Genomic DNA, 24,099 nt, shown 5'->3' on the forward strand with positions numbered 1-24,099 from the left:
TGTTGATTGAATAAAAAGGGGCGCTCGTAGTCCCCTTTACCGGCAGTTATTCAGCCAGATTAATCACATGGCTGGCGATATCCGGCAGCGCTTTGATAATTCCCTGCTGCTGATACCAGGCGGCGATATGCGCGATATGCGCCACCTCTTTTTCACCCAGCGTAGTGACCGGCACGGTATTGACGTTACCCAGCTGCTGCGCCAGTGCGTCACCGGGTTGACCCATCTGCGACGCCCAGATTTTACCCGCCTCCAGCGGATGCGCTTTCGCCCAGGCGTTCTCCTGTTGCAGTACCTCGTAGACCCATTTCAGCACCTGCGGATGCTGCTGGTAAAATGCATCGCTGACAAAGTAACCGGCGGCGTTTTCAGATCCCACCGCTTTGCCGTTGCTTAACAGGCGTGCATCGTAGCTCTGTTGCGCCAGCGACAGGAACGGATCCCAGATAGCCCAGGCATCAACATGGCCGCCAACAAATGCGGTGCCGGTGTCAGAAGGACTGAGATAGACCTTCTGAACCGCATCTTCCGCCAGCCCGGCGCTGCTCAGCGCGCGTGACAGCAGATATTCGCCGGTGCCGCCTTTATTAACCGCCACCTTTTTGCCGCGCAGGTCGGCGATGCTGTTTATCGGGCTGTCTTTACGCACCACAATCCCTTCACCGTCGGCAGGCATTGCCTGATAAGCGAAGAAGCGTAATGGCGATCCGGCGGCAATGGCGGTGACAAAGGCGGTGGAGCTGCCGGTAGTCATATCAATCGAGCCAACGTTCAGCGCCTCATAAGCCGGCGCCGCAGCGGAAAACGGCCCTGCCCACTGCACTTTGACCTGATGGGCCGCCAGCGCTTTTTCCAGCGTACCTTTCTCTTTTGCCAGCGCCAGATCGGTCGGCCCACGCAGAAAACCAATACGTAAGGTAATCTCATCAGCGGCATGCGCGCCGCTAAGCGCGCTGCACAGCAGCAGTGCGCCCAGCCAGCCGTTTTTTTTCCAGAGGGTCATGCGTTACTCCGTGGTGTTAACGAAAAAGAGGTGTCAATAAAACCGGCAGCGTACAGGTCATCAGCCTGCTGTTGTTGCTCATTAAGCAGTGCGGCATCGGCAGGGATAATGCCCCATGGACGGGCGGCGAGCGTGCTTTGCCACTCTTCACGGGTAATGGTGTTATTCAGATGACGGTGCAGTAAATCAGCCACGTCCGGCTGATGCTGCGCAATCCAGCGATCGTTGTGCTGTAGCTGCGTCACCAGCCAGGCAGCGGCCTGCGGATGGGCCGCAGACCAGTCGCGGCGCGTCCAGAACAGTGAACGGTTGACGATTAACTCACCTACTTCAGCAATACGCTGCACGCCTGCAGTGACGGCAGCGCGCGTCAGCCAGGGATCAATCGCCAGCCAGCCATCAATCTCACCACTGAGCAGCGCATCCAGCGCCGCCTGTCCGCGCAGATCCTGTAAATCGATATCGTCACGGCGCAGACCCTGCTGCTGTAACAGGCGCGCCAGAAAGTGATCGGTAAAGGAACCCACCATCGCCGCCAGACGTTTAGCGCGCAGCGAAGTCAGATCGTTGCCCGCCACGCTCAGCAAAGCGCAGTTGGCATTTCGCGGCGTGGAGCTGGCGAGGTAAGCGACATCCAGCCCGCCTGCCGCGCTGGTGACCGGCGGTGTCGAGCCGGTGCCGACGATATCCAGCCGATCCTCGCGCAGCAAACGGCCACTGTCACCGCCCTGCTGATAGTCGAGCCAGGCTATCTGCCAGCCTTGCTGTTGCGCCGCAGGCTCCAGCACGCCGCGATGGCGTAAAATAAACAGTGACAGATTGTTGGGATGACTGCCGAGCCGAATCTGCATCACTTCGGCTCCACTTCGCTGACCGGACGATCCCACAGATTGCCCCAGGTAAAGGTATCATGGCGGTCGGCCGCCGGACTTTCGTCACGCGTGACATCCAGCAGCGGCATCACTAACTCGCTAAAGCGATAGGCTTCTTCCAGCAACGGAAAACCGGAGAGGATAAACACCTCAACACCCGCGTCCTGATAGGCGCGCAGCGTACGTTCTACCGTCTGCGGACTGCCGACAATCGCGGTGCCGGGGCCGGGGCGAACCAGCCCGATACCAGCCCACAGACCGGGGTAGATTTCCAGATCGCGTGCATTGTCCGGACGCTGATTATTATGCAGCGCCCCCATTCGCGCCTGTCCCACCGAGTCGGAGCCTTGCGCCAGCTGCTGCCGTGCCTGAATCGCCTTATCATCCATTGAGGCATAGAGTTCATCTACCGCCTGCCAGGCGCGCTCATCAGTTTCCCGCACAATCACATACAACCGGATACCAAAGCGCAACTGACGGCCATATTTCGCCGCCCGCGCCTTCACTTCGGCAATTTTCTCTGCGGCCTGCGGCGGGGTTTCTCCCCACGAGAGATACGTATCAATATGCTGCGCCGCGACCTCCTGTGCCGCGGCAGACGAGCCACCAAACCACAGCGACGGCGGTGGATAACCGCCATTACTGAGCGCCAGTTTCGCCGCAGAGATCTGGTAATGGTCGCCATCAAAGTCGACCTGCTGCTCCGCCAGCAACGGGCGCAGCACACGCAAAAACTCATCACTCAGCGCATAGCGTTCATCATGGTCAAGATGCATGCCGTAAGCGCCGAGGGTATTTTTGTCGCCACTGACCACATTCAGCAGCACGCGCCCTTTGGAGAACTGATTAAAGGTGACCGCCATTTTCGCCAGCAGCGTCGGCGAGATCAGGCCCGGCTGAATAGCGATCAGAAACTTCATCCGCTCGGTATAGGGGATCAGCGATGCGCCAAGGATCCAGGGATCGTGTGCGCCAGTGGCGAGCAGCGCACCGGTAAAGCCGAGATGATCTACCGCGCGCGCCACCTGCTGAAAATAGGCGTAATTCACCTGACGACTGCCGCTGGCAGTCCAGGGTTGCGGGCCGTCTGGCGCGGTGAGATACCAGTAAATTTCCATTACGTTGTGTCCTGGCTGAAAAAAAAGAACCACAGCAATAGCAAATCTGTCAGCCAGTGAAAAACAATCAAAATGGGTAAGCTTTGCCTGAAAGCGGCATTAGAGGGTATAAAGGCGGCGAGAACGCCGCCTCTACAGAAAATCTCAGGCTTATGTAGGGGCGGCGTTTCAGATAGCCAGCCACTGGCCGACAATCTTCTGGTACTCACCGGTGGCGGTGCTCAGATGCAGCCACTGGTCAACGTACAGCTTCCAGCTGATATCATCGCGCGGCAACATCCAGGCTTTTTCGCCGTACTGCATCGGCTTATCCGGGTTGACCGCACACAGCTGCGGATAGCGTTTCTGCTGATACAGCGCTTCCGAAGCATCGGTGATCATCACATCGGCTTTGTTATCCACCAGCTGCTGGAAGATAGTGACATTGTCGTGGAACAGGGTCAGATTGCCGTTGGGCAGATGGCTGTGGACAAAGGCTTCATTGGTGCCACCCGCCGGTTCCACCAGTCGCACTTGCGGCTTGTTCAGCTGTTCGATGGTCTGATATTTCTTTTTATCCGCGCAGCGTACCAGCGGAATTTTGCCGTCGGTGCCCAGCGGATTAGCAAACCACGCGGTTTGCTGACGTTTCAGCGTCACGGATACCCCGCCCAGCGCGATATCGCACTGTTTTGCCAGGAAATCCGGCGTCAGGGTTTTCCAGCTGGTGGCCACCCAGTTTACTTTTGCCCCCAGACTCTCCGCCAGCGACTGCGCCATGGCGATATCGATGCCTTCATAGCTGCCGTCACTGCGCAAAAACGTATAGGGTTTGTAATCGCCGGTGGTACAAACGTTCAGGGTTTTGCTCTGCATCACACGATCAAGATGTGACTGCGCGCTGGCGCCACCTGCCACCATCATTAATGCCACGGCGCATAATTTATTTATCACTGCACTGTCCTCTTTTCTGTTTCTTTATCGGCGGAAACCTTACCCCAGCCGTCGCCATTATTGCTGCCAAAGCAAAGGTGTTGTGATCAAACGCACATTTTTCTCTGGCCGGTACGCGCGTACACTGACTTAAATTCATGAACTGGAGAAGAAAAAGCGCATGAGCAAGATTTTTATTATTGATGCGGGTAAATCGTTTGCCCATTCCAAAGGTGAGCTGAACCATACCCTGACCAACGTTGCCGCCACCTTTTTGCGCGATAACGGCCATGATGTCGGGATCACCATGGTGGATGAAGGCTATGACGTCTCAGCCGAAATTGAGAAGTACCTCGCGGCGGATACGGTTATTTATCAGATGCCTGGCTGGTGGATGGGTGAGCCATGGATCCTGAAAAAATATATTGATGAAGTGTTTACCGAAGGCCACGGCAAACTGTATGCCAGCGATGGTCGCACCCGTTCCGATGCGGAGAAAAAATATGGTTCCGGCGGCCTGATCCAGGGCAAAACCTATATGCTGTCGCTGACCTGGAACGCACCACTACAGGCCTTTACCGATCCGGAACAGTTCTTTGAAGGTGTCGGCGTCGATGGTCTGTATCTGCACTTCCATAAAGCAAACCAGTTCCTTGGCATGGAAGGTTTGCCGACCTTTATCTGCAACGATGTAATGAAGCAGCCCGATGTTCCACGCGATATCGCGCGTTATCGTGAGCATCTCGGCAAGATCTTTGCTTAACTTAGTTATCCGCCCTCAGGAGTCGCAGTATGCTGACCGTAATTGCTGAAATCTGTGTTAAACCGGGCCGTCGCGACCACGTGATGGCCGCGATCGCGCGTTTAACCCCTGTGGTATTGCAGGAGGAGGGTTGCGGCTCTTATCAGGCACTACTTGACCATAAAGCGCAGGTGCCGTGGAAACAACACTCACCGGACTCCATTTTTATGCTGGAACACTGGGATTCGCTGCGTCACCTCGAGCAGCATCAGCAGATGCCGCATATGGAAACCCATCGCAACGCGATTAAAGATGATGTGCTGGATGTGAAGATTTTTGTGCTGGAAGCTGCAAAATAATCGGTAAGCCGGGCAGCGTTTGCTACGTCCGGCTTATAACAACGGTTTGCTGGCGATTTGCTCGCTGAGGAAATCGAGAAAACAGGTGATACGCGCGGATAGCGTGGTATTACGGTAATATACGGCACTGATTGGATGGCGCATCTCCTGCGTCTCCTGCTCCAGCACCGGCACCAGCCGGCCACTGTCACGATCCTCACGACTGAGAAAGTCCGAGATCCGCGCAATCCCCTGCCCATACACCGCCAGCTGACGAATGGTTTCGCCGCTGGAGGCTGACACATCTGGCTTTACCTGCAAAAACTGCCCCTCACTGCGCCATACCGGCCAGATATTATGTTTATCTAACTGGGTAAAACCGATCAGCCGGTGATTAGCCAGATCGGCGACGCTGGCGGGCTGACCATATTTTGCCAGATAGGCCGGGCTGGCCAGCAAACGCAGTTTACTGCTGCCTAAATTGCGCGCATGGATGGTTGAATCGCGCAGTTCACCAATGCGGATGGCAATATCAGTCTGCTGCTCCAGCAGATCGATCACCACATCGTCAGTATGCAGTTCAAGCTGGATCAGCGGAAAGCGCGCCGAAAACTCCGCCACCAGCGGCACAATCACATGCAGCATAAAAGGCGTGGCGGCATTCACCCGCAGTCGTCCAGATGGGATCTCACGGCGTTGGGCGATCTGCTCTTCGGCGGTTTCCACCGAGGCGAGGATCTGCCGCGCATGTTCCAGAAATACCTGCCCCTCTTCGGTCAGCGCCAGCCGGCGCGTGGTGCGGTGGAGTAAAGTGGTTTGCAGCTTATTTTCCAGGCGGCTCAGCGCGCGGCTGATGCCGGAACTGGTCTGGCTAAGCTGTTCAGCAGCAGCAGTAATCGAACCGGTATCGACCACCACCACCCAGGCACGTAGTTCTTCAAGGGTGATTTTCACAGACTATCCCGCACACCGGAAACAAAAAGGGCGACCTGGTTGTCGCCCTGACTTTGGTAAATTTAACGCAAAACGTTAATTCAACTTATCATGTTTTCCGGGCCATCAATTGACATTTTTGGCCTAAATCAGTGGCGGTGAGCAGGCTTCGCCAGCGCAAAGGCTGCCGACAGATCGAGGCGCTGCCAGAACGCCTGGTCGGGCGACGAACCGGAAAGTGGGTAACCGGCCGGTAACGCGCTGTTGACCATTAACGCACGGCGCCGGGCGGCAGACAGCTCAGGTAACGCGGTCTCCAGCAGCACTTCCGCCCCTTCTGGCGCCACCAGGCGCGATGAGGACGCCTGCTGCTGCGGCAGGCCATAACTCATGGTAAAGCGATAGAAATCTTTCATTGCCGGGGAGCGATAAGGATCATCCTTGCCAGCGGTTTGCGCGCATTCAGCCAGTGAGGTGCCACACTCTTTTTCCAGCGCGCTGCGCAGCTGATCCCGCGCCTCGCTAAACAGGGCGTGATAGCGCGGATCGTTAAGGTAATGCGCGACATTGCGCTGAACTACCATCCTGGAACCGATAATATCCAGCGGGTAATGCACGCCCAGCACAATACGCGAGTAGCCATAACGCGCGCCACGCTCCACCAGCGAGTCAAAGCGCTCCGGCACCATTTCCGCCAGCAGCAGCGCGTCGGTATAGCCGGTATTGGTATGTCCGCTCGGGAATGAGCCGCCATCGGCGGTGTAGGGCTGGTTATCTTTCACCACCACATCATCCGGCACCAGATGAATGCTGTTGCCTTTCACCAGGAAAGGACGCGGATAGTTAAAGTGTTTTTTCGCTGCGCTGGTGCTGACTTCACTGGCTTTAATCAGCGCCGCCGCTTTACTAAGCTCGCCTTTGTCATAGGCAGTCAGGAAAGCCTGGCCTAAGCGCGGGCCCAGGGCATCAGCCAGATAATAGAGACAGGAAATGCCTTCAGCATCCGCCAGCGCCTGATGCCGCGTGCCCTGAACAGCATTAAGGTTGATCGACGCCACCGTGTCGCGGTTGGCCTGCAATACGGAATCCGGTAGCGAGCTGAAAGCGGATAACAGTTCGATGCCCGCCTGCTGCATGGCTTTGGTCTGGAAGTGATAGCCGCTGGCCTTCAGCCATGCACGGTCAGCCTGGGTATCCGTTTGCTGCGCCTTCTCCAGCTGGTCACGCGTCAGCGTCGCCGCTGTGCCTTTTAACGCATTGCGCTGCGCCTGCAGGATCTGCATCTCCAGCGCGCCAAATGTCTGACTGGTCGAGGCTGGTGAAGTGCTGTTTGCCAGCGCGGCCGCTTGTGACAAAGAAGCTGTACTGGCTTGCACCTGCTGAGCGAACAGCAATGCAGCCGCCACTACCGTTAAGCGAATTTTCATTTATTTTTCCTTATAATCAGAACATTACCTTGCCTGTTTTCGAGTCTGGCAGTGCCGGATGACACTTTTGTGGCAAGGTAACGTTTTGACATGCCTTGATACGCGCAGAAAAAATCTTTCCTGAGGTGGTCATGGCGGAAACCGCTCTCCAGTAAATAACAGATAGTTCCAATACGTTATTAAACATATTGAAATTTATCACCTTATTTACTGCAATATGCAATCAGCGTCATATAATGAAATGCCTATTACCAAACGGGAAGGATCTCATTGTGCTGTCTTTAAATGAAATATTTGCTCTACGTCAACAATTAAGAGAGTACCTGCAGAGCAAACAGTATGAAAAACTAACGCAATGCTTCGCCAACGCCCATGCCGATTTTAAGGCTAATCGCGATAATAGTGTCTACCTCTATATTATCGATTTTGATTTTTTGCTTAGCCCGAAAATATACAGCCACAAAACCATCTCGCAATATTTAATCGACTGGCACCAGGCTCAGCCGATGAGCAGCTATCCCTGCCAGTTACTGGCGCAGCACTGGCTGACTATTGCTGGCGAAGAGCGCGGCGGTCAGTACGCTGAGGTTGTCAGCCATAATCAGTGGCAGCGTGCCGCTATCAGTAACAATTTAATGTTTTACTGGGCGGCAAAAGCCATTTCCCTCGACAATCATTGCACAACGCTTTATCAACACCTGCTTTCAGCAACAGGCCATTTTCAGGAGCCGGAGTGGTTTCGCAACCGTCATGAGGCGGTGCAGTTCGACTTAGCCTGGTATGGTTCAACAGCCCTGGAATTTGCCCAGTCAAAAGGCGGCTTACCGTTATCCGATGCACCATTTAACACCGGTCTGCCGGAGCCCAGCGCGGAAGAAGCTACATTCGCGCCACTCTACTGGCTAAACCGTGCACTGGAATGCGATGCGCAAAATATTGTTGCCCGCACCCTCTACATTAACTACCTCTATCCACGCTGGTATGGCGATGAGAAGCACCAGGCAATAGATACATTTCTGGCTGGTGATTACTGTCAAAGCCTGAGCGAGCCGCAGCGTAATATCCTGTATCGCACCAAAATGCTGGATAAAGTGAATAACATTGAGCACTGGCCAGATTACAGTAATGCCAAAAAATTAAAGCAGCACGATGAAAAGTTCCGCCAGCTGTTATCACTTAATATGCCAGCGCATGATATGGCGGTGACGCATATTGTCTATATCGATATGTGTTCACATTTCCTGCTGGATAATAATGGCAAGCTCTACGCGCAAAGCCCTTATTTTGCCCGCCGTATTTATGACAGCATCAGGTATGTGCTTAACAGCGATCAAAGCTGGGTAATTTACAGCCTCGGTGAGAGTCTTATCCTGTGGCTAAGTGAAATCACCTCCCACCCGGATTACCAGGTTGCTGATACTGATCACCTGTTAAAGCGTTATCTGGAAGCGACACAAGGTAATGGTGAAAATTTCACCGAGCTGGTGTTCAGCGCTTTTGCCCGCCTTTATCTGACACCTGATATTGAGCTACAGCAACCCGCCGATCGGTGGCTTCAGCGCCTGCTGGATTCCGCTGAGTCGATGCCAGTGGAGATGCTGGGGGTGATTATCAAGCGCCTCTGTGGTTTAGGCCATGCGACAGGGGCGAAAGATTTTTTGTTGCAGCTAAGCGCCCGAGAGTATCTGCCTGGCACGCTTTTACTAACAGAACTCTTTGCCGGACAACATCCTAAACTGGCTGAGCGGCTGGAGCTTACCCCCGCGGCCGATAAAGCTGAATACTACCTGGATATCGCCTGTCAGAAGCGTTCCGCCGAGGCGCTGTTCCGTAAGAGCCGTGCGCTGGAAGAGCAGGCGCTGGCCGCATCGTCACCGGCAGAGAGCAGTCGCCTGAATGCTGAGCGGATAACATTACTGATCGAGGCGACAGATCGCGGGCATGCCATGGCGCGATATGATTACGCCTGCGTGCTGTTCTGGTCAGATGATGCTGTCGATCAGCGTTCTGCGCTGGAGCAGCAGTGCGCTCTGCTGCTACTGGATGGCAAAGTGGGTCCGCAACAAACCGCCTATATCGCCTATCTGTATGCTTATGCAGCCTGGAATGGCCGGGGTATGGCGAAAAATATGTGGCTGGCGAAATACTGGATTGAGTATGCGCAAAGCTGGGATGGTGCTGAGGATTACCGTCAGATGCGCCGAATGATGACCGACTATTTTACTCTGCGTTTTATCTTTCGTATCCGCGCAAAACAGGACGCCTCTAAAGTACCGGCATGGCAAATGGACTTAGTGAATATGATGCCTTCAGGAGAATAACAATATGATGTATTTAATGATTTTTTTCGGACTGATCGCCGCCGTATTTGCGCAGCGTAAGCATAAGAAAAATGTTCAGCGTTACCTGAAAGATCCACTGCCGCGCCGTAAGTAAACGACAACGTTTAACGCCGGAACGAGGAAAGATTTACGCGTTCCGGCGTTAAGCCGTGCTGGCCGCTAGCGACGATGCGCCAGCCCGCGCACCAGCTGGTCTCCCATCCTTTGCACCAGCCAGACCAGCAGCAGTAATACAATCACCGTGGCGATCATTATCTGGTTATTAAAACGCTGGTAGCCGTAGCGAATCGCCAGATCACCCAGCCCGCCGCCGCCGATAACGCCTGCCATCGCGGAAAAGCCAATCAGCATCACCACCGTCAGCGTAATGCCGCTCATCAGCGCCGGTAAGGCTTCAGGAAGCAATACGCGGCTGACGATATGCCAGTTGGAACCGCCCATCGAGATAACCGCTTCCACCCGTCCGCGATCGACTTCTTCAAGGGCATTCTCAACAATTCGGGCGAAAAAGGGGAAAGCGCCCAATGTAATCGGCACCACCGCCGCCGTGCTGCCTAACGTGGTGCCGATAAGCAGGCGGGTAAAGGGGATTAGCGCAATCAGCAGCACCACAAAGGGCAATGCCCGGCCAATATTCACCAGCAAATTTAATGGTCGCGAGAGCCAGCGCTGCGGAAAGATGCCATCCTGACGGGTGAGAAACAGCAGCACGCCAACCGGCAGGCCGATAATCACCGTAAACAGCGTCGCCAGCGCCACCATATATAAGGTTTCCAGCGTGGCGTTCAGCAGCAATGTCTGAAAGCGATCCCAGCTTACGCTACCCATTGAGAAAGCTCCTCTGCACAGTGTCTGGCAAGAAATGCGCGATCCGCTGCGCCATCCTGTACCAGCATCTGGCGCAGACGACTATGCGGGTTAGCCATAATCTGTGGCAGGGAACCACTTTCAATCAGCCGGCCTTTTTCCAGCAACGCAGCGCCATGACAAATGCGTTTCACCACCGTCATTTCATGGGTGATCAACACCACCGTGATATGTAACTGGCGCTGAATATCCGCCAGCAGATCCAGAATTGACAGCGTGGTTTCAGGATCCAGCGCGCTGGTCGCCTCATCACAGAGTAAATAGTCAGGCTGCACCGCTAATGCTCTGGCAATACCAACGCGCTGTTTCTGGCCGCCGGATAGCTGAGAAGGCCAGGCATCGGCAAACTCTTCCAGCCCCACCAGTTGCAACAGCGTTTTGACGCGCTGCCGACGCTGGCTTACCGGCATACCGGCGATCTCCAGCGGCAAGGCGATATTCGCCGCCACATTTAGCGAATGCAGTAAGTTAAAATGCTGGAAGATCATCCCCATCTGCTGCCGCTGACGACGTAACTCAGCCACGCTTAAGCGGGTAATATCATGCCCGTCGACAGTGATTGCACCCGAAGTGGGCCGTTCAAGTAAATTGAGACAGCGCAACAGGGTGCTCTTGCCTGCGCCGCTGCGACCCAGAATGCCGAAAATGCTCCCTTTCTCAATCTGTAGCGAAACCTCCTGCAAAGCCGGCATCGGCGTATCAGGATAATGTTTCGAGAGCTTTTCCAGTTTAATCATTCTTCTGATCCGCAACCGGAATCACCGAGCCGTTGTAGTGCTGACGGATAAACTCAGCCACCTGCGGTGAAGTTAAATCTTTTGCCAGCTGAATTACGCGTGGATCCTTCGCCAGCTGTGGGTTAGTGACCAGCAAGTTGGCGTAGGGGTTATGGACCGCAGACTCCAGCCCCAGCGAATCTTTAGCTGGCACCAGTCCCGCTTCAAGCGCGTAGTTGCCGTTGATAATGGCCGCATCAACATCATCAAGAGCGCGTGGGATCTGCGGCGATTCAATTTCCACGATTTTCACTTTCTTAGGGTTCTCACTGATATCCGCCGGGGTCACCAGCGTCGATCCCGCCCCACCTTCCGCTTTCAGGCGAATTACCCCTTTATCCTGCAACAGCCACAGCGCACGGCTTAAATTGGTCGTATTATTCGGTACCGCAATGCTTGCCCCTTCAGGCAGCGCCGCCAGACTCTTTACTTTGTGTGAATAGATGCCCAGCGGTTCGATATGCACGCTGGCGGCGACATTAAATGTTTTGCCTAATGCTTTCTCCTGATCATGCAAATAAGGTAAATGCTGAAAGTAATTAGCATCAACATCACCGGCCGCCAGCAGTTCATTAGCATTCACGCCATTGCTTAATTCAATAACGGTAAAATCGAGCGATGGATCTATTTTCTTCACATATTCTAAAATTTCCGCATGGGGCAGCGGATCGGCAGCGACCCGCAATGGGGCGGCTTGCAGCCCCTGTGAAATTAACAGAATTAAGCCGGACAACGTTAATGCGGTTGATTTGATCATTTTATTGGCTCTTATTTTTTGTGTGTGATTATTTTTGGATATGGTCGGCATAAAAACGTTTTGCCACATCAGGATGCGAGCGCAGTCGCCCTTTCAGGTAATTCCAGCCCACATCGCGTAATAGCGGATTAAGCGGATCGCTGGCTGGCCCCTGAGCGAGGCTGGCCAGTGACTCCGGTAACTGATAAACCGGCACGACAGCGCCAAGTTCAGCGCCAAGGAAAAAGGCCACCGACAGACGCTCATTCTCTGCCTGCGGCGACACCACCCGATGGACGGTGGCGCGCAGATAACCGTTGGTCGCCAGCTCCAGCAGCTCTCCAATATTGACCACAAAAGCGTCGTCAACCGGCACCGCGTCGACCCAATGATCTGGCGTCACTTCAACCTGTAATCCCGGTTGCTTATCCTGCAACAGAAAAGTGAGGAATCCGGAGTCTTTGTGCGCGCCCACGCCCTGACGGGAACCCTTTCCCGGCCTGCCCGGATAGCGAATCAGCTTGATATGTTCATTAGGCTTCGAGCCATAAAGATTATCAAAAGCATTGCGCGGCAGATGCAGCGCGACAGCAAATGCGCGCAGCATTTCCAGCGCCATGCTGGTCATTGCCCGCTGATAAGTGGTTAACACTGTCTGCAATTCCGGTAACGCGCCGGGCCACTGGTTCGGTCCCTGTAAACGCGCCCAGGCGGGCGAATTTTCATCTAACGTCAGCGCTGGTCGTTCTGCGCCAAGATCGAATTGTTCACGATAATCTGGCTCACCGCGGGTGATTTCCACCCCTTCAAGATTATAGCCGCGAAAATGGGGGGAGTTCGCCATTTTCACGCTGAGTTTCTGTTCTTTATCCAGATCAAAAAATGCCCGCGATACGTGCTGAACGTTATTTAATAACTGCGCATCAATGCCATGATTGATTAGATAAAAAAAGCCAACATCACGCGCAGCCTGGCCAAGTTTTTCATAAAAATGCTGACGCTGACTTTCATCACCGTGCAGCAATGAAAAATCAATAACCGGAAGATCCAGCGGCTTCACGTTACTCATTAATAAATACTCCTGTTATTTATGAAACTTCACCTTGCCAGTTTGCCTGAAATTCAGCTACGAAAATAATATGCTATCCATAGCCAGAAAGTGGGATTCAAAAATAACGGAAGACAGAATAAAAGGTTAATAACATCCTGCCGCAATTGCGGATCAATAATTAACAAATCGCGGCGGTTGATAAGCGGTTATCGGTGGCAAGGGATCATCAAAACGCACAATTTCCACCCGGCAGCTTTGCGCCGTACATCCCTGCCCTACTCTTGAACTGCCGCAATCTTCGGTCAGCACATTCGGATTGCCATGCTTATCCAGCGAGTTGGGTTGCGTCACATCCAGCGGATCGTACCAGGCGCCGGTCGCCATTTGCGCCACGCCGGGCATAATCGCCTCACTAAGCTGTACTCCGGCCAGCAGAGCGCCGCGCTGATTGAATACTTTTACGATGTCTCCCGCAGCAATACCACGTGCGGCGGCGTCAGCGGGATGCAGCCAGATAGGTTCACGACCGGAAATTTTACTCTTCTGGCTGACCTTGCCATGATCGTACTGGCTGTGCAGACGGGTGCGTGGCTGGCTGGAAAGCAGCTGGAGTGGCCACTCGCGGGCTACTGCCTGTTGATAGTCAGCTTCCGGCTGGTGCCAGTAAGGATGCCCCGGGCACTCGGCATAAGCGAAATCCGCCACGCTTTGCGAAAACAGTTCAATCCTGCCGGAAGGCGTGCTGAGTGGCGCCAGTTCGGGATTATCACGAAATGCCTGCAACAGGATTTGCGGCCGATCGGGCCGGGCATATTCCAGCTTGCCTGTACGCCAGAACTCCGCGAACGGCGGCAAGGTAATACCATCAGCCTCCGCCCGTGGCCGTGAAGCCTCATACAGATGTTGTAGCCAGGCGAAGCTGTCCCGCCCTTCGGTAAAGGATGCGGCAAACTCCAGCTTTTCCGCCAGTGCGCTAAAGATATGGTAATCGCTGCGCGCTTCAGCAAAGGCGTCGATATGCTGGCGCATGGCAATCATAAAACCGTCATTGCTGGCGCTGCCGATATCTTCACGTTCCAGCGAGGTGGTGGCGGGCAGCACAATATCGGCAAATTTTGCCTGTGCCGTCCAGTACTGCTCATGGACGATAACCGTTTCCGGACGCCGCCATGCGGTAATCAGCTTATTGAGATCCTGATGATGGTGAAAGGCATTGCCACCGGCCCAGTAAACCAGACGGATATCAGGATAGCGCAATCGCTGGCCGTCAAAATCATAGGGTTCACCGGGTTGCAGTAACATATCCGCCAGACGCGCGACCGGGATACGCGTCGCAACCGCATTATGGCCCACCGGCAGACGCGGTCCGGAAAACACGCGCCGCTCCGCGCCAGCAAGGTTGGTGCAGGCATAGCCAAAACCTAATCCGCCACCAGCGGTGCCAATTTGCCCTAACAGCGCGGTGGTCGCCACAGTAGCCCAATACGCCTGCTCTCCCTGACGGGCGCGCTGTATGGACCAGGCAATATTGATCATTGTTTTATGACGCGCCATTTCACCGGTCAGCGCGGTAATATCAGCGGCAGCCAGCCCGGTGATGGCGGCAGCCCAGGCGGGCGTTTTGGCGACACCATCCTGCTCGCCGAGCAGATAAGCGCTATATTGCGCAAACCCTACCGTATGGCTGGCGACAAAATCCCTGTCGTAGAGATTTTCAGTCACCAGCAGATAGCCGATGGCCAGCATCAATGCGGTGTCGGTTCCCGGCCTGATCGCCAGCCACTGCGCCTGCGGGATAGCGGAAAGATCGTTTTTGACCGGACTGATATTGATAAATCGCACGCCATTGCGACTCATCTTTTGTAGCCAGTCATTTAGCCCATGATCATTGGCGCCGCCGCCATTAACCTGCGCATTACGCAATGGCAAGCCGCCAAGCGCGACAAATAATTCGCAATGCTCAGCCAGTACCGACCAGTGGGTATGCTGCCGTTGCAGGGTATCGAGATCGCCGAGAATATGCGGCAGAATGCGTTCACCGGCGGCAATACTGTAAGTATTGGTACTGCCGCTGTAACCGCCAAAACAGTTAAAGAAGCGGTGCAGCTGGCTCTGAGCATGATGAAACCGGCCAGCGCTGGACCAGCCATAGGAGCCTGCGTAAATCGCCTGATTGCCCTGCTCGCATCTGACCCGCGCCAGTTCACCGGCCACCAACGTCAGCGCCTGCTCCCAGCTGACTTCAACAAAGGGTTCCTGCCCGCGCGCATCACGCGATGCGGCGCGATTTTGCAAAAAACCGAGGCGCACCGCCGGACGTTTGATCCGCACCGGTCCCTGCACGGATTCGGTCAGGGACTGGCCGATAGCCGAAGGGTTGCGATCCCACTCAACCGGATCCATCCCGGTTAGCTGGCCGTTCGCGGTGCGCACCCGATAGGTGCCCCAATGCATAACCGCTAAATCATGGTATTGCTCTGCTGAAGGCTTCATCTGCTTAACCCGATTAGTGCATTATTTAAGCAATAACAAGCGCTGGTAACGGTTACTCGCGGCGGATGCGGCGAGCCAGCCAGGCGCCAATGGTTTGTAGTAACTGAACAATCACAATAAGCACCAATGCGGTAGAGAAAGTGGCAAAGGCGTCGAAGCGCTGATAGCCATAGGTAATCGCCAGGTCACCAATGCCGCCGCCACCCACGGTGCCAGCCATCGCCGTCGCGCCCAGCAGGCCAATAGTGGCGGTCGTCAGCGCCAGCACCAGTGAAGAGGCCGCTTCCGGCAGCATAAAATGCCAGATGGTTTGCAGCGTGGTGGCGCCCATCGCGTTAGCGGCTTCGAGGATGCCGGCATCCACTTCCAGCAGCGAGTTTTCCACCAGCCGTGAAATATAGGGAGCGATAAACAGAATTAACGGCACGATAGCGCCCGGTGTGCCAATGGTGGTGTTCACAATCAGCCGGGTCAGCGGCAGGATAGTGATCAGCAGGATGATAAACGGTAATGAGCGGATAATATTAATCACCGGATTCAGTACCCGATGGACAAAGCGATTCGGCAAAATGCCGCCGGCACGGCAAACCACTAACAGGATCCCCAGAGGAATACCCAGCAGTGAGCCAAAGGCCAGCGAGACGCTGATCATCACCAGGGTATCATGCATCGCCAGTAAAAACTGGTCGCCGGTGACCGCGGTATTAAACAGATCAAACATGGCTGATTTTTACCCCCGCAGAACTGAGAAAACCCATTGCCGCTTCAGTTTGCGAACGATCCCCGCGTAACTGCACAATCATAAAACCGAGGATCGTCTCCTGGACTTCCGACATACTGGCGAACAGGATATTGACCTCTAAGTCATATGCTTTGATCACTTCAGTGATCAACGGCTGGCGGGCGGTGGCGCCGAGAAATTCCAGCCGCAGCAACACGCTGCTATCGCTATCACGCAGTGACTGCACCACCTTCTCCGGCAGACGGTCGTGAATTACCGTCTGCACAAAGCTTGCTGTCACCGGGTGCTGTGGATGGGCGAACAGGCTGAGCACCTCTCCCTGCTCGACTACCCGTCCCTGCTCAATCACCGCCATTTTGTTGCAGATCTTCTGGATCACTGACATTTCATGGGTGATCAGCACAATAGTGATGCCGTAACGCAGGTTGATCTCTTTCAGCAGCAGCAAAATTTGTACGGTGGTATGCGGATCCAGCGCTGAAGTGGCTTCATCGCATAGCAAAATCGATGGGTTGGTGGCCAGCGCGCGGGCAATACCGACGCGTTGTTTCTGCCCGCCGGATAATTCATCAGGATAGCTATGGATCTTTTCACTGAGGTTAACAAACGCCAGCAACTCTTTAACCCGCGCCTGAATAAAGGCTTTATCGCGTCCTTGCAGAATCAGCGGGATCGCCACATTGTGATAAACGGTTTTGGCATTCAGCAAATTGAAATTCTGAAAAATCATGCCGATATTTTTCTTTACGGCATTGAGCTGACTTTTGCTAAATTCCTGCAACGCCTTGCGATTAACAATCACTTCACCTTGCGTTGGGGTTTCAAGATTGTTAATTAAGCGTAACAGCGTGCTTTTCCCGGCACCGCTATAACCAATAATGCCGAAAATATCACCCTGTTCAACTTTCAGATCGATATTATCCAGGGCAAGGAAATCATTACCCTTGCGGGAAAAAACTTTACTGACATGACGAAATTCAATCATCGTATGACTCATTTCAGATAATCGGGCAACAGATAACCCTGATACTGCTCATGCGTAAGAATGTACTGTTTAAACTCTGCTGAATGGTAACCATCGATAATGTCTTTGGCAAACTGCGCATCTTTATTTTTACCGGCAATGGTCACCACATTGATAAAACCAACCACCGGATCCTCCAGCTTTAGCGCCGAAGAGAGTTTCATACCACTCGATACCGCAAAGTTACCCTGAATAACGCCAAAATCCACATCCGGTAAGGCACGAACCTGCTGGGCGTTATCCATCTCTTTCAGTATGATTTTATACGGATTTTCCGTAATATTTTTCTGTGAAAAGGTAGCAGGATCGCTGTTTTGGCTGATTTTAAGCCAGCCGAGATTCTGCAATAACAGCGCGGCGCGGTATTCATTGGAGGCCTGATTCGGCACTGAAATGGTGGTTCCGGCGGCAGGTTTATCCACCTGTTTAAACTTCTGCGAATAGATGCCCATTGGCGGCGTTGGCACCTGCACAATGCCAATATTATTAATGCCTAAACGATCATTTACCGATTTAAGATAAATGGGATGTTGCATAATATTGGCTTCAATCGCGCCACTATTGACTGCGTCGTTGACCTGAATGCCATCACTAAAATCTTTATACTCTACTTTATAGCCTTTTTTTATCAGTAATGGCGCCACACCTTTTTCAAACTGCTCTTTGTAAGGACCTGGATTAAAACCTAATCTTATCGTTTTATCGTCCTGACCCTGAGCACTCGCCAGAAATGAGGCGGCAGATAAAACCAGCAATAAAAACCGACGCAATGATAATGCCTTCATAACTAACTCTCTGAATAGTTTCCGCAAGAAAAAAGATTAAACCACAGGTATATAGGCTTTAAAAGAGAGGTTGATGCGTTTTCAATTGCTATTTACTGATAACGTTATCCATAAAAGATTCATGCATTGTTGAATCTGTGCCGGTTATTATCATTATCAGATAAATTCTTTTGCCGCAGAGCATTACAGCGGTACAAATAAAAACTCAGAGAAATATATGCCTGATTTTGCTGCCTCGCCGCTGATAAATCAGCTGGAAGAGAACCTGTTTAGCGTGCTGGAAAAAATTGCGGCGCAGTTTAATACTGCCGATAAGCCGCTGATTGACCTGTCGAGCGGCAGCCCGCATCAACGTACGCCGCCGGAAATTATCGCATCGCTGAAATTGGCGGTAGATAACGCGGAAAATCATGAATATCCCTCTTTCTGGGGTAAACCCGCAGTCAGAGAGGCGATTGCGGCTTTCTATCAGCGTAATTATGCTGTCGAACTCGATCCTGAGCGCGAAATTGCCGTTTTTCAGGGCTCGCATATTGGCGTCAGCGGCATTCCGCGCGCGGTGGTCAGTCCCGGTCAGACGATTATTTCCACCGATCCCTGCTATCCGATCTACCGTTCGGCCGCAATCCAGGCGCAGGCGCAATTTTTTGGCATTCCGCTGGAACAGCAGCGCGGTTTCCTGCCTGATTTTGACCAGGTACCGCCTGATATCGCCCGACAAGCCGGTCTGCTGCTGCTTAACTATCCGCACAACCCTACCGGCGCGATGGCCACGCCTGAACTATTCCACTCGGCGCTGGCCTTCGCGCAACGTTACCAGATACCAATACTGCATGACTTCGCCTACGCCGCTATTGGCAGCACGCCACAGCAGCCACCGGTAAGTCTGCTGTCGATAGCCGGAGGGAAAGAGTGGGGGGTGGAAACCTATACGCTGTCAAAAACCTTCAATATGGCGGGCTGGCGTTTTGGCTTTGCGGCAGGTAATGCCTCTATTATTCAGGCGTTTAAAAAATTGCATACCCATAGCTACAGCACGGTGTTTGGCGCGATTCAGGATGCGGCGGTGACGGCGCTGGCGATGCCGGCTGCGCGTCTTGAACAGCATCTTTCGCATTATCACCGACGGCGTAAGCAGGTGGTGGAAACACTGGCGCAGATGAACTGGCCAGTTCCGCCGAATCAGGGCACCTTTTTCCTCTGGCTGCCAGTACCGGTGGGCTACAGCAGCCAGCAACTGACCCGCCGATTACTGACAGAAGCCCATGTGCTGGTAGCGCCGGGCGCGGGCTTTGGCGCGGGCGGCGAAGGTTTTATTCGTATCAGTCTGACCGCTGATGATGACGCTTTATGCAGCGCCTTACAGCGCATTGCGGCGCTGCAACTGTTCCAGCAAGGATGACGATGATAGCCATTAAAACGCCGGGAAATTATCTGAATCAATCCGGGGGGATTAATCAGATCGGCGATTATATTGCGCCGCTGGCACAACGCATTGCGCTGATCACCAGCCCGACCGCATGGGAAGTCACTCGTCAGGCGGTTGAAACCAGCCTGCAACGCCATGCTATTCACTATCAGGTGTGGTTTCTCACCGGCCCCTGTTGCCTGGAGACGCTGCAACAGTTCGCCATAGAGATCGACAAACAGGGAGCAGAGCTGATTGCCGGTGTCGGCGGCGGCCGGGTAATGGATGCGGCGAAGGGAATTGGCGGACTGCTGGGTAATCTGGCGGTGATTAATGTCCCGACGATTGCCGCGACCTGCGCCGCCTGGTCACCGATCACCGTGCTATATGATCAACAGGGCGGACATCATAACTCAGTAGTGCAGCAGCGCCCGCCGGTCTGGGTGCTGGTCGATACCGCGATTATTGCGCAATCGCCGGTGCGTTATTTAAGGGCCGGCATTGTCGATGCGATTGCCAAATGGTACGAGTTTTCACTCTATCAGCACCACAGCGACGCCGGACTGGGCTTACAACTGAAAATTCAGGCAGCCAAATCTGCGCTGGAGGTGATTAATCATTATGGCGGGCAGGCGGTAGCCGACAATACACAGCATATCGTCTCAGGCGCGTTAAGCCAGGTGATCGATGCGAATATTGCTTTAGCCGGGCTGGCAAACAGTATTTTCGATGATGTGCCGCGCGCGGGGATGGCGCATTTAATTCATGATGTGCTCACCCGCTACCCGCAATGTCATGGCTGGCTACACGGTGAGATGGTTGGATTCAGCCTTAACGTCCAGAGCCAGCTGGAAGAGATTGAAGATGAACGACAACAGGGATTAAGGAAACTGCTGAGGCGTTATCATGCACCAGCCACCCTGCAACAATTTGGTCTGGCGCAACAGAGTAGCCTGCTTACGACGCTGGCTGAGGCGATCGTTGTCGCTACGGATATCCCGGCACAGCTGCCGTTTACGGTCACCCGCGAGCAGGTGCTTGCCGCCTTTATCGCTACGGATAGTATCGATACCGCAGTTTAATTACTTATCGCTGTAAACCACGTTTTTTCCAACCGGTTCCGGGCAGGGGTTGCCCGGAACACAGTCAGTGCGGATGCGGTGAAACTTAAACTTCAATCTCAGCCGTATCGCCTTTTTCCTGCAGCCAGTTACGGCGATCTTCCGAACGCTTTTTGGCCAGCAGCATATCCATCACCGCTAAGGTCTGATCGATATTATCGTCGTCGATCGTCAGCTGCACCAGACGGCGGGTATTGGGATCGAGCGTGGTTTCGCGCAATTGCAGCGGGTTCATCTCACCCAGACCTTTAAAGCGCTGCACGCCAGGCTTGCCCTTTTTACGCTTCAGCTGCTCGAGGATACCCGCTTTCTCCTCTTCATCGAGGGCGTAATAGACCTCTTTGCCGAGGTCAATACGGTACAACGGTGGCATCGCCACATAGACATGACCATTTTTCACCAGCGTACGGAAATGACGCACAAACAGCGCGCACAGCAGCGTGGCGATATGCAGACCATCGGAGTCCGCATCCGCAAGGATACAGATTTTACCGTAACGCAGCTGGCTCAGATCTTCGCTGTCCGGATCGATACCGATCGCCACCGAAATATCATGCACTTCCTGTGAGGCCAGCACCTCATCGGAAGAGACTTCCCAGGTATTAAGGATCTTACCTTTCAGCGGCATGATCGCCTGATATTCACGATCGCGCGCCTGCTTGGCCGATCCGCCTGCCGAATCCCCTTCCACCAGGAACAGTTCGGTGCGGGTCAAATCCTGCGCGCTGCAGTCCGCCAGTTTGCCAGGCAGCGCCGGACCACTGGTAAGCTTTTTACGCACCACCTTTTTCGCCGCACGCATCCGCCGCTGGGCGCTGGAGATCGCCAGTTCCGCCAGCTGTTCGGCGATCTGGATATTCTGGTTCAGCCACAGGCTGAAAGCATCTTTCACCACGCCGGAAACAAATGCCGCACACTGACGTGAAGAGAGACGCTCTTTGGTCTGACCGGCAAACTGCGGATCCTGCATTTTCACCGACAGCACATAAGCACAGCGATCCCAGATATCTTCCGCCGACAGCTTCACGCCGCGCGGCAGGATATTGCGGAACTCACAGAACTCACGCATCGCATCCAGCAGCCCCTGGCGCAGGCCATTAACATGGGTGCCGCCCTGCATGGTCGGAATCAGGTTAACGTAGCTTTCGGTCAGCAGTTCGCCGCCTTCCGGCAGCCACAGCAGCGCCCAGTCCACCGCTTCAACATCGCCGGAGAACGAACCGATAAACGGTTTTTCCGGCAGCGTCGGCAGGCCGTTGACCGCTTCCGCAAGATAGTCATTCAGACCATCTTCGTAGTGCCAGCGCTGCTCGGTGTTGTTAACTTTATCTTTAAATACGATTTCCACGCCCGGGCAGAGCACCGCTTTGGCTTTCAGCACATGCGCCAGACGAGTGACCGAGAAACGTGGACTATCAAAGAAGGAGACATCTGGCCAGAAATGCACGCGTGTGCCGGTATTACGCTTACCGACAGTGCCGGTTACCGTAAGATCCTGCACTTTATCGCCATTTTCAAAGGCCATTTCGTACACTTCGCCATTACGGCGTACGGTGACTTCCACGCGCGTCGACAGGGCGTTAACCACCGAGATACCGACGCCGTGCAGGCCGCCTGAGAACTGGTAGTTTTTGTTGGAGAATTTACCACCGGCATGCAGACGACAGAGGATCAGCTCAATGGCTGGCACTCCCTCTTCCGGATGAATATCTACCGGCATACCGCGGCCGTCATCGATCACTTCCAGTGACTGATCGGCATGCAGAATCACTTCCACACGTTTGGCATGACCAGCTAACGCTTCATCAATGCTGTTATCTATGACTTCCTGGCCGAGATGGTTCGGGCGCGAGGTGTCGGTGTACATTCCCGGACGTCGGCGAACGGGTTCGAGGCCGCTGAGCACCTCAATGGAATCAGCGTTATAGCTGGATTGAGTCATCGTATAAATCTGATTGGTGGCTTAAAAACGATTAGCCATGCTCGCGCAAGCGCTTCAGGCGTGATTCAGACCAATAAAGTCGAGAATCGGCGAGAAATGGCGTTCGAATCCGATAAAGGCATGGTTTCCGCCCTCTTCTACCGTCTGGCGGCAGGCACTGTAGTAGTCCAGCGCCTGACGGTAATCGAGCACTTCATCGCCCGTTTGTTGCAGTAACCAGATAAGATCCGGCGACTCCAGCGGGTCAATTTGCATGACTTTCAGATCGTGAATGTGGCAAGACTCTAACACATATTGCTGACCGGTGTATGGGTTCTCGTTGTCGCCCAGATAGTCAGCCAGCAGCTCAAACGGGCGCACCGCCGGGTTAACCACCACCGCCGGTAACAGAAAGCATTGCGACAGCCAGGTGGCATAGTACCCCCCCAATGAGGAGCCCACTACGCCGAGGGGTTCACCAGCGCGATCCATCACCAGTTTTTCCAGCAATAACGCCGCCTGGTCAGGAAAAGCAGGCAGCTGCGGCACCAGCATCTCGATCTCCGGCGCATGCTGCGCCAGCCACTGTTTAAACTGCGTCGCTTTGGCCGACTGTGGCGAACTGTTAAAACCATGCAGATAGAGCAGCGTGGCCATAACTCAGTAACCTTCGGCATCGAGATCGGGGCTGTACGCCTGGGTCTGCAGGCGCTGAACCTCAGTTTCCATGCGCCCATCGGCATACAGATCTAACCAGCGCCAGCCCGGCGCGACTGAGTCGATGGTAAAGTTGGTGCAGTGCGGTTTGAACTGGACGCAGGTCGAAGGGGAAGCCAGTACGCGCCGTCCATTCCACTGCAGATCAAGCTCCTGATGGATATGGCCGCATAACAGGTTTCTCGCCAGCGGGTAGTGCTGCAACACCGCATCCAGCGTATGAGGATTACGTAAGCTGTGTTGATCAAGCCAGTTACAACCCGATGGCAGCGGATGATGATGCAGTAACACCAGCGTATGGCGCTGCGGCTGCAGGGCAAGGGTCTTTTCCAGCCACTCAATTTGATAGTCGCTCAGCATACCGTGCGGCACGCCAAATACCTGACTGTCCAGCAACACCACCTGCCAGTGCTCGCCCAGCAGCACATGCTTGGCGTCAGCAATCGCCGCCTCGGCCAGGGTATTAAACATGGCAGGCTGGAAATCGTGATTGCCCGGTAACCAGACACATGGCGCAGGCAGGCGCGAGATACCCTCAGCGAAATGCTGATAGGCTTCGACCGTATGATCCTGAGCTAAATCGCCAGTCGCAACGATCAAATCGTAATAACGCCCTTCTGCCTCAATCGCTTCCAGCACCGCGTTATAACTTGCCCAGGTATTCACACCCAGCAGCGTTTCATTTTTACCTGCGAAAAGGTGGGTATCCGTTATTTGTAAAATCCTGATTTTGTCCCCACTCGACACAGGAAGTTTTAACAGGCTATCCAA

At 54.0% G+C, this 24,099-nt stretch carries 22 protein-coding genes; 5 read left to right on the forward strand and 17 right to left on the reverse strand.

Annotated features, from left to right (window positions below; genetic code table 11):
• Positions 1 to 46: 46 nt before the first annotated feature.
• From J2125_RS07545 to J2125_RS07560, 4 genes are all read right to left on the reverse strand, one after another.
• A complete protein-coding gene (locus J2125_RS07545) occupies positions 47 to 1,003 on the reverse strand; it encodes an aliphatic sulfonate ABC transporter substrate-binding protein (RefSeq protein ID WP_017801231.1) in 957 nt (318 codons plus the stop codon).
• Positions 1,000 to 1,854 carry an ABC transporter substrate-binding protein gene (locus tag J2125_RS07550; protein ID WP_017801232.1) on the reverse strand — a complete coding sequence of 285 codons (855 nt, stop codon included), beginning with the start codon at positions 1,852 to 1,854 and terminating at the stop codon, positions 1,000 to 1,002. The genes J2125_RS07545 and J2125_RS07550 overlap by 4 nt, the downstream gene beginning before the upstream one ends.
• Positions 1,854 to 2,993 carry an LLM class flavin-dependent oxidoreductase gene (locus tag J2125_RS07555; RefSeq protein WP_017801233.1) on the reverse strand — a complete coding sequence of 380 codons (1,140 nt, stop codon included), beginning with the start codon at positions 2,991 to 2,993 and terminating at the stop codon, positions 1,854 to 1,856. The genes J2125_RS07550 and J2125_RS07555 overlap by 1 nt, the downstream gene beginning before the upstream one ends.
• A 168-nt stretch (positions 2,994 to 3,161) precedes the next feature.
• Positions 3,162 to 3,896, reverse strand: coding sequence for a transporter substrate-binding domain-containing protein (locus tag J2125_RS07560; RefSeq protein ID WP_100229633.1), 735 nt, complete (start codon positions 3,894 to 3,896; stop codon positions 3,162 to 3,164).
• 190 nt (positions 3,897 to 4,086) lie between these two features.
• Between J2125_RS07560 and J2125_RS07565 the strand changes: the two genes are divergently transcribed.
• On the forward strand, positions 4,087 to 4,668 hold the full coding sequence (locus tag J2125_RS07565; protein ID WP_017801235.1) for an NAD(P)H-dependent oxidoreductase: 582 nt from the start codon (positions 4,087 to 4,089) through the stop codon (positions 4,666 to 4,668).
• 29 nt (positions 4,669 to 4,697) lie between these two features.
• Positions 4,698 to 5,006, forward strand: a complete 309-nt coding sequence (locus tag J2125_RS07570) for a putative quinol monooxygenase (protein ID WP_017801236.1) — start codon at positions 4,698 to 4,700, stop codon at positions 5,004 to 5,006.
• 33 nt (positions 5,007 to 5,039) lie between these two features.
• Here the strand turns inward: J2125_RS07570 and J2125_RS07575 are convergent, their stop codons facing one another.
• Both J2125_RS07575 and J2125_RS07580 read right to left on the reverse strand, forming a co-directional pair.
• A complete protein-coding gene (locus J2125_RS07575) occupies positions 5,040 to 5,939 on the reverse strand; it encodes a LysR family transcriptional regulator (RefSeq protein WP_017801237.1) in 900 nt (299 codons plus the stop codon).
• 128 nt (positions 5,940 to 6,067) lie between these two features.
• Positions 6,068 to 7,345: an acid phosphatase gene (locus J2125_RS07580; RefSeq protein ID WP_017801238.1), complete on the reverse strand. Its 1,278-nt coding sequence runs from the start codon at positions 7,343 to 7,345 to the stop codon at positions 6,068 to 6,070.
• 272 nt (positions 7,346 to 7,617) lie between these two features.
• Between J2125_RS07580 and J2125_RS07585 the strand changes: the two genes are divergently transcribed.
• Positions 7,618 to 9,666, forward strand: coding sequence for a DUF4034 domain-containing protein (locus tag J2125_RS07585; RefSeq protein ID WP_017801239.1), 2,049 nt, complete (start codon positions 7,618 to 7,620; stop codon positions 9,664 to 9,666).
• A 180-nt stretch (positions 9,667 to 9,846) separates the two neighbouring features.
• On the opposite strand, the gene J2125_RS07590 is transcribed toward J2125_RS07585, so the two are convergent.
• From J2125_RS07590 to J2125_RS07625, 8 genes are all read right to left on the reverse strand, one after another.
• Entirely contained in the window at positions 9,847 to 10,515 is a 669-nt protein-coding gene (locus J2125_RS07590; protein ID WP_017801241.1) for a methionine ABC transporter permease, read from the reverse strand.
• Positions 10,503 to 11,291, reverse strand: a complete 789-nt coding sequence (locus J2125_RS07595; RefSeq protein ID WP_017801242.1) for a methionine ABC transporter ATP-binding protein — start codon at positions 11,289 to 11,291, stop codon at positions 10,503 to 10,505. The genes J2125_RS07590 and J2125_RS07595 overlap by 13 nt, the downstream gene beginning before the upstream one ends.
• Positions 11,284 to 12,087 carry a MetQ/NlpA family ABC transporter substrate-binding protein gene (locus J2125_RS07600; RefSeq protein WP_017801243.1) on the reverse strand — a complete coding sequence of 268 codons (804 nt, stop codon included), beginning with the start codon at positions 12,085 to 12,087 and terminating at the stop codon, positions 11,284 to 11,286. The genes J2125_RS07595 and J2125_RS07600 overlap by 8 nt, the downstream gene beginning before the upstream one ends.
• A 28-nt stretch (positions 12,088 to 12,115) precedes the next feature.
• The gene (locus tag J2125_RS07605) at positions 12,116 to 13,135 is read right to left on the reverse strand and encodes an isopenicillin N synthase family dioxygenase (RefSeq protein WP_017801244.1); all 1,020 of its coding nucleotides are present in this window, start codon (positions 13,133 to 13,135) and stop codon (positions 12,116 to 12,118) included.
• A gap of 153 nt (positions 13,136 to 13,288) precedes the next feature.
• Entirely contained in the window at positions 13,289 to 15,610 is a 2,322-nt protein-coding gene (locus tag J2125_RS07610; protein ID WP_040462403.1) for a molybdopterin-dependent oxidoreductase, read from the reverse strand.
• 52 nt (positions 15,611 to 15,662) lie between these two features.
• The gene (locus J2125_RS07615; protein WP_017801246.1) at positions 15,663 to 16,331 is read right to left on the reverse strand and encodes a methionine ABC transporter permease; all 669 of its coding nucleotides are present in this window, start codon (positions 16,329 to 16,331) and stop codon (positions 15,663 to 15,665) included.
• The gene (locus J2125_RS07620) at positions 16,324 to 17,337 is read right to left on the reverse strand and encodes a methionine ABC transporter ATP-binding protein (protein ID WP_026111715.1); all 1,014 of its coding nucleotides are present in this window, start codon (positions 17,335 to 17,337) and stop codon (positions 16,324 to 16,326) included. The genes J2125_RS07615 and J2125_RS07620 overlap by 8 nt, the downstream gene beginning before the upstream one ends.
• An 8-nt stretch (positions 17,338 to 17,345) precedes the next feature.
• A complete protein-coding gene (locus tag J2125_RS07625) occupies positions 17,346 to 18,161 on the reverse strand; it encodes a MetQ/NlpA family ABC transporter substrate-binding protein (protein ID WP_017801248.1) in 816 nt (271 codons plus the stop codon).
• 217 nt (positions 18,162 to 18,378) lie between these two features.
• Between J2125_RS07625 and J2125_RS07630 the strand changes: the two genes are divergently transcribed.
• Both J2125_RS07630 and J2125_RS07635 read left to right on the forward strand, forming a co-directional pair.
• Positions 18,379 to 19,563: an aminotransferase class I/II-fold pyridoxal phosphate-dependent enzyme gene (locus J2125_RS07630; RefSeq protein WP_017801249.1), complete on the forward strand. Its 1,185-nt coding sequence runs from the start codon at positions 18,379 to 18,381 to the stop codon at positions 19,561 to 19,563.
• Positions 19,564 to 19,565: 2 nt separating this feature from the next.
• A complete protein-coding gene (locus J2125_RS07635) occupies positions 19,566 to 20,651 on the forward strand; it encodes an iron-containing alcohol dehydrogenase family protein (protein ID WP_040462404.1) in 1,086 nt (361 codons plus the stop codon).
• Between the two features lie 85 nt (positions 20,652 to 20,736).
• Here J2125_RS07635 and parE read toward each other — a convergent pair whose 3' ends face one another.
• The 3 genes from parE to cpdA are packed head-to-tail and all read right to left on the reverse strand — an operon-like array spanning position 20,737 to position 24,099.
• Entirely contained in the window at positions 20,737 to 22,632 is a 1,896-nt protein-coding gene (parE, locus tag J2125_RS07640) for a DNA topoisomerase IV subunit B (protein WP_026111716.1), read from the reverse strand.
• A 54-nt stretch (positions 22,633 to 22,686) separates the two neighbouring features.
• Complete coding sequence (gene yqiA, locus J2125_RS07645; RefSeq protein ID WP_017801252.1) at positions 22,687 to 23,268, reverse strand: esterase YqiA; 582 nt, start codon at positions 23,266 to 23,268, stop codon at positions 22,687 to 22,689.
• Between the two features lie 3 nt (positions 23,269 to 23,271).
• Positions 23,272 to 24,099, reverse strand: coding sequence for a 3',5'-cyclic-AMP phosphodiesterase (gene cpdA, locus J2125_RS07650; protein WP_017801253.1), 828 nt, complete (start codon positions 24,097 to 24,099; stop codon positions 23,272 to 23,274).

This window comes from Winslowiella toletana (assembly GCF_017875465.1).
In the GTDB taxonomy this organism is placed as follows: domain Bacteria; phylum Pseudomonadota; class Gammaproteobacteria; order Enterobacterales; family Enterobacteriaceae; genus Erwinia; species Erwinia toletana.

Bases quoted from the DNA above. Each gene is read 5' to 3' on its own strand.
- J2125_RS07580 (WP_017801238.1), bottom strand. From the start codon at position 7,345: ATGAAAATTCGCTTAACGGTAGTGGCGGCTGCATTGCTGTTCGCTCAG.
- J2125_RS07605 (WP_017801244.1), bottom strand. From the start codon at position 13,135: ATGAGTAACGTGAAGCCGCTGGATCTTCCGGTTATTGATTTTTCATTG.
- J2125_RS07635 (WP_040462404.1), top strand. From the start codon at position 19,566: ATGATAGCCATTAAAACGCCGGGAAATTATCTGAATCAATCCGGGGGG.
- J2125_RS07625 (WP_017801248.1), bottom strand. From the start codon at position 18,161: ATGAAGGCATTATCATTGCGTCGGTTTTTATTGCTGGTTTTATCTGCC.
- J2125_RS07545 (WP_017801231.1), bottom strand. From the start codon at position 1,003: ATGACCCTCTGGAAAAAAAACGGCTGGCTGGGCGCACTGCTGCTGTGC.
- J2125_RS07570 (WP_017801236.1), top strand. From the start codon at position 4,698: ATGCTGACCGTAATTGCTGAAATCTGTGTTAAACCGGGCCGTCGCGAC.
- J2125_RS07600 (WP_017801243.1), bottom strand. From the start codon at position 12,087: ATGATCAAATCAACCGCATTAACGTTGTCCGGCTTAATTCTGTTAATT.
- J2125_RS07595 (WP_017801242.1), bottom strand. From the start codon at position 11,291: ATGATTAAACTGGAAAAGCTCTCGAAACATTATCCTGATACGCCGATG.
- J2125_RS07590 (WP_017801241.1), bottom strand. From the start codon at position 10,515: ATGGGTAGCGTAAGCTGGGATCGCTTTCAGACATTGCTGCTGAACGCC.
- J2125_RS07615 (WP_017801246.1), bottom strand. From the start codon at position 16,331: ATGTTTGATCTGTTTAATACCGCGGTCACCGGCGACCAGTTTTTACTG.
- J2125_RS07630 (WP_017801249.1), top strand. From the start codon at position 18,379: ATGCCTGATTTTGCTGCCTCGCCGCTGATAAATCAGCTGGAAGAGAAC.
- J2125_RS07610 (WP_040462403.1), bottom strand. From the start codon at position 15,610: ATGAAGCCTTCAGCAGAGCAATACCATGATTTAGCGGTTATGCATTGG.
- J2125_RS07550 (WP_017801232.1), bottom strand. From the start codon at position 1,854: ATGCAGATTCGGCTCGGCAGTCATCCCAACAATCTGTCACTGTTTATT.
- J2125_RS07555 (WP_017801233.1), bottom strand. From the start codon at position 2,993: ATGGAAATTTACTGGTATCTCACCGCGCCAGACGGCCCGCAACCCTGG.
- J2125_RS07620 (WP_026111715.1), bottom strand. From the start codon at position 17,337: ATGATTGAATTTCGTCATGTCAGTAAAGTTTTTTCCCGCAAGGGTAAT.
- J2125_RS07565 (WP_017801235.1), top strand. From the start codon at position 4,087: ATGAGCAAGATTTTTATTATTGATGCGGGTAAATCGTTTGCCCATTCC.
- J2125_RS07560 (WP_100229633.1), bottom strand. From the start codon at position 3,896: ATGATGGTGGCAGGTGGCGCCAGCGCGCAGTCACATCTTGATCGTGTG.
- parE (WP_026111716.1), bottom strand. From the start codon at position 22,632: ATGACTCAATCCAGCTATAACGCTGATTCCATTGAGGTGCTCAGCGGC.
- yqiA (WP_017801252.1), bottom strand. From the start codon at position 23,268: ATGGCCACGCTGCTCTATCTGCATGGTTTTAACAGTTCGCCACAGTCG.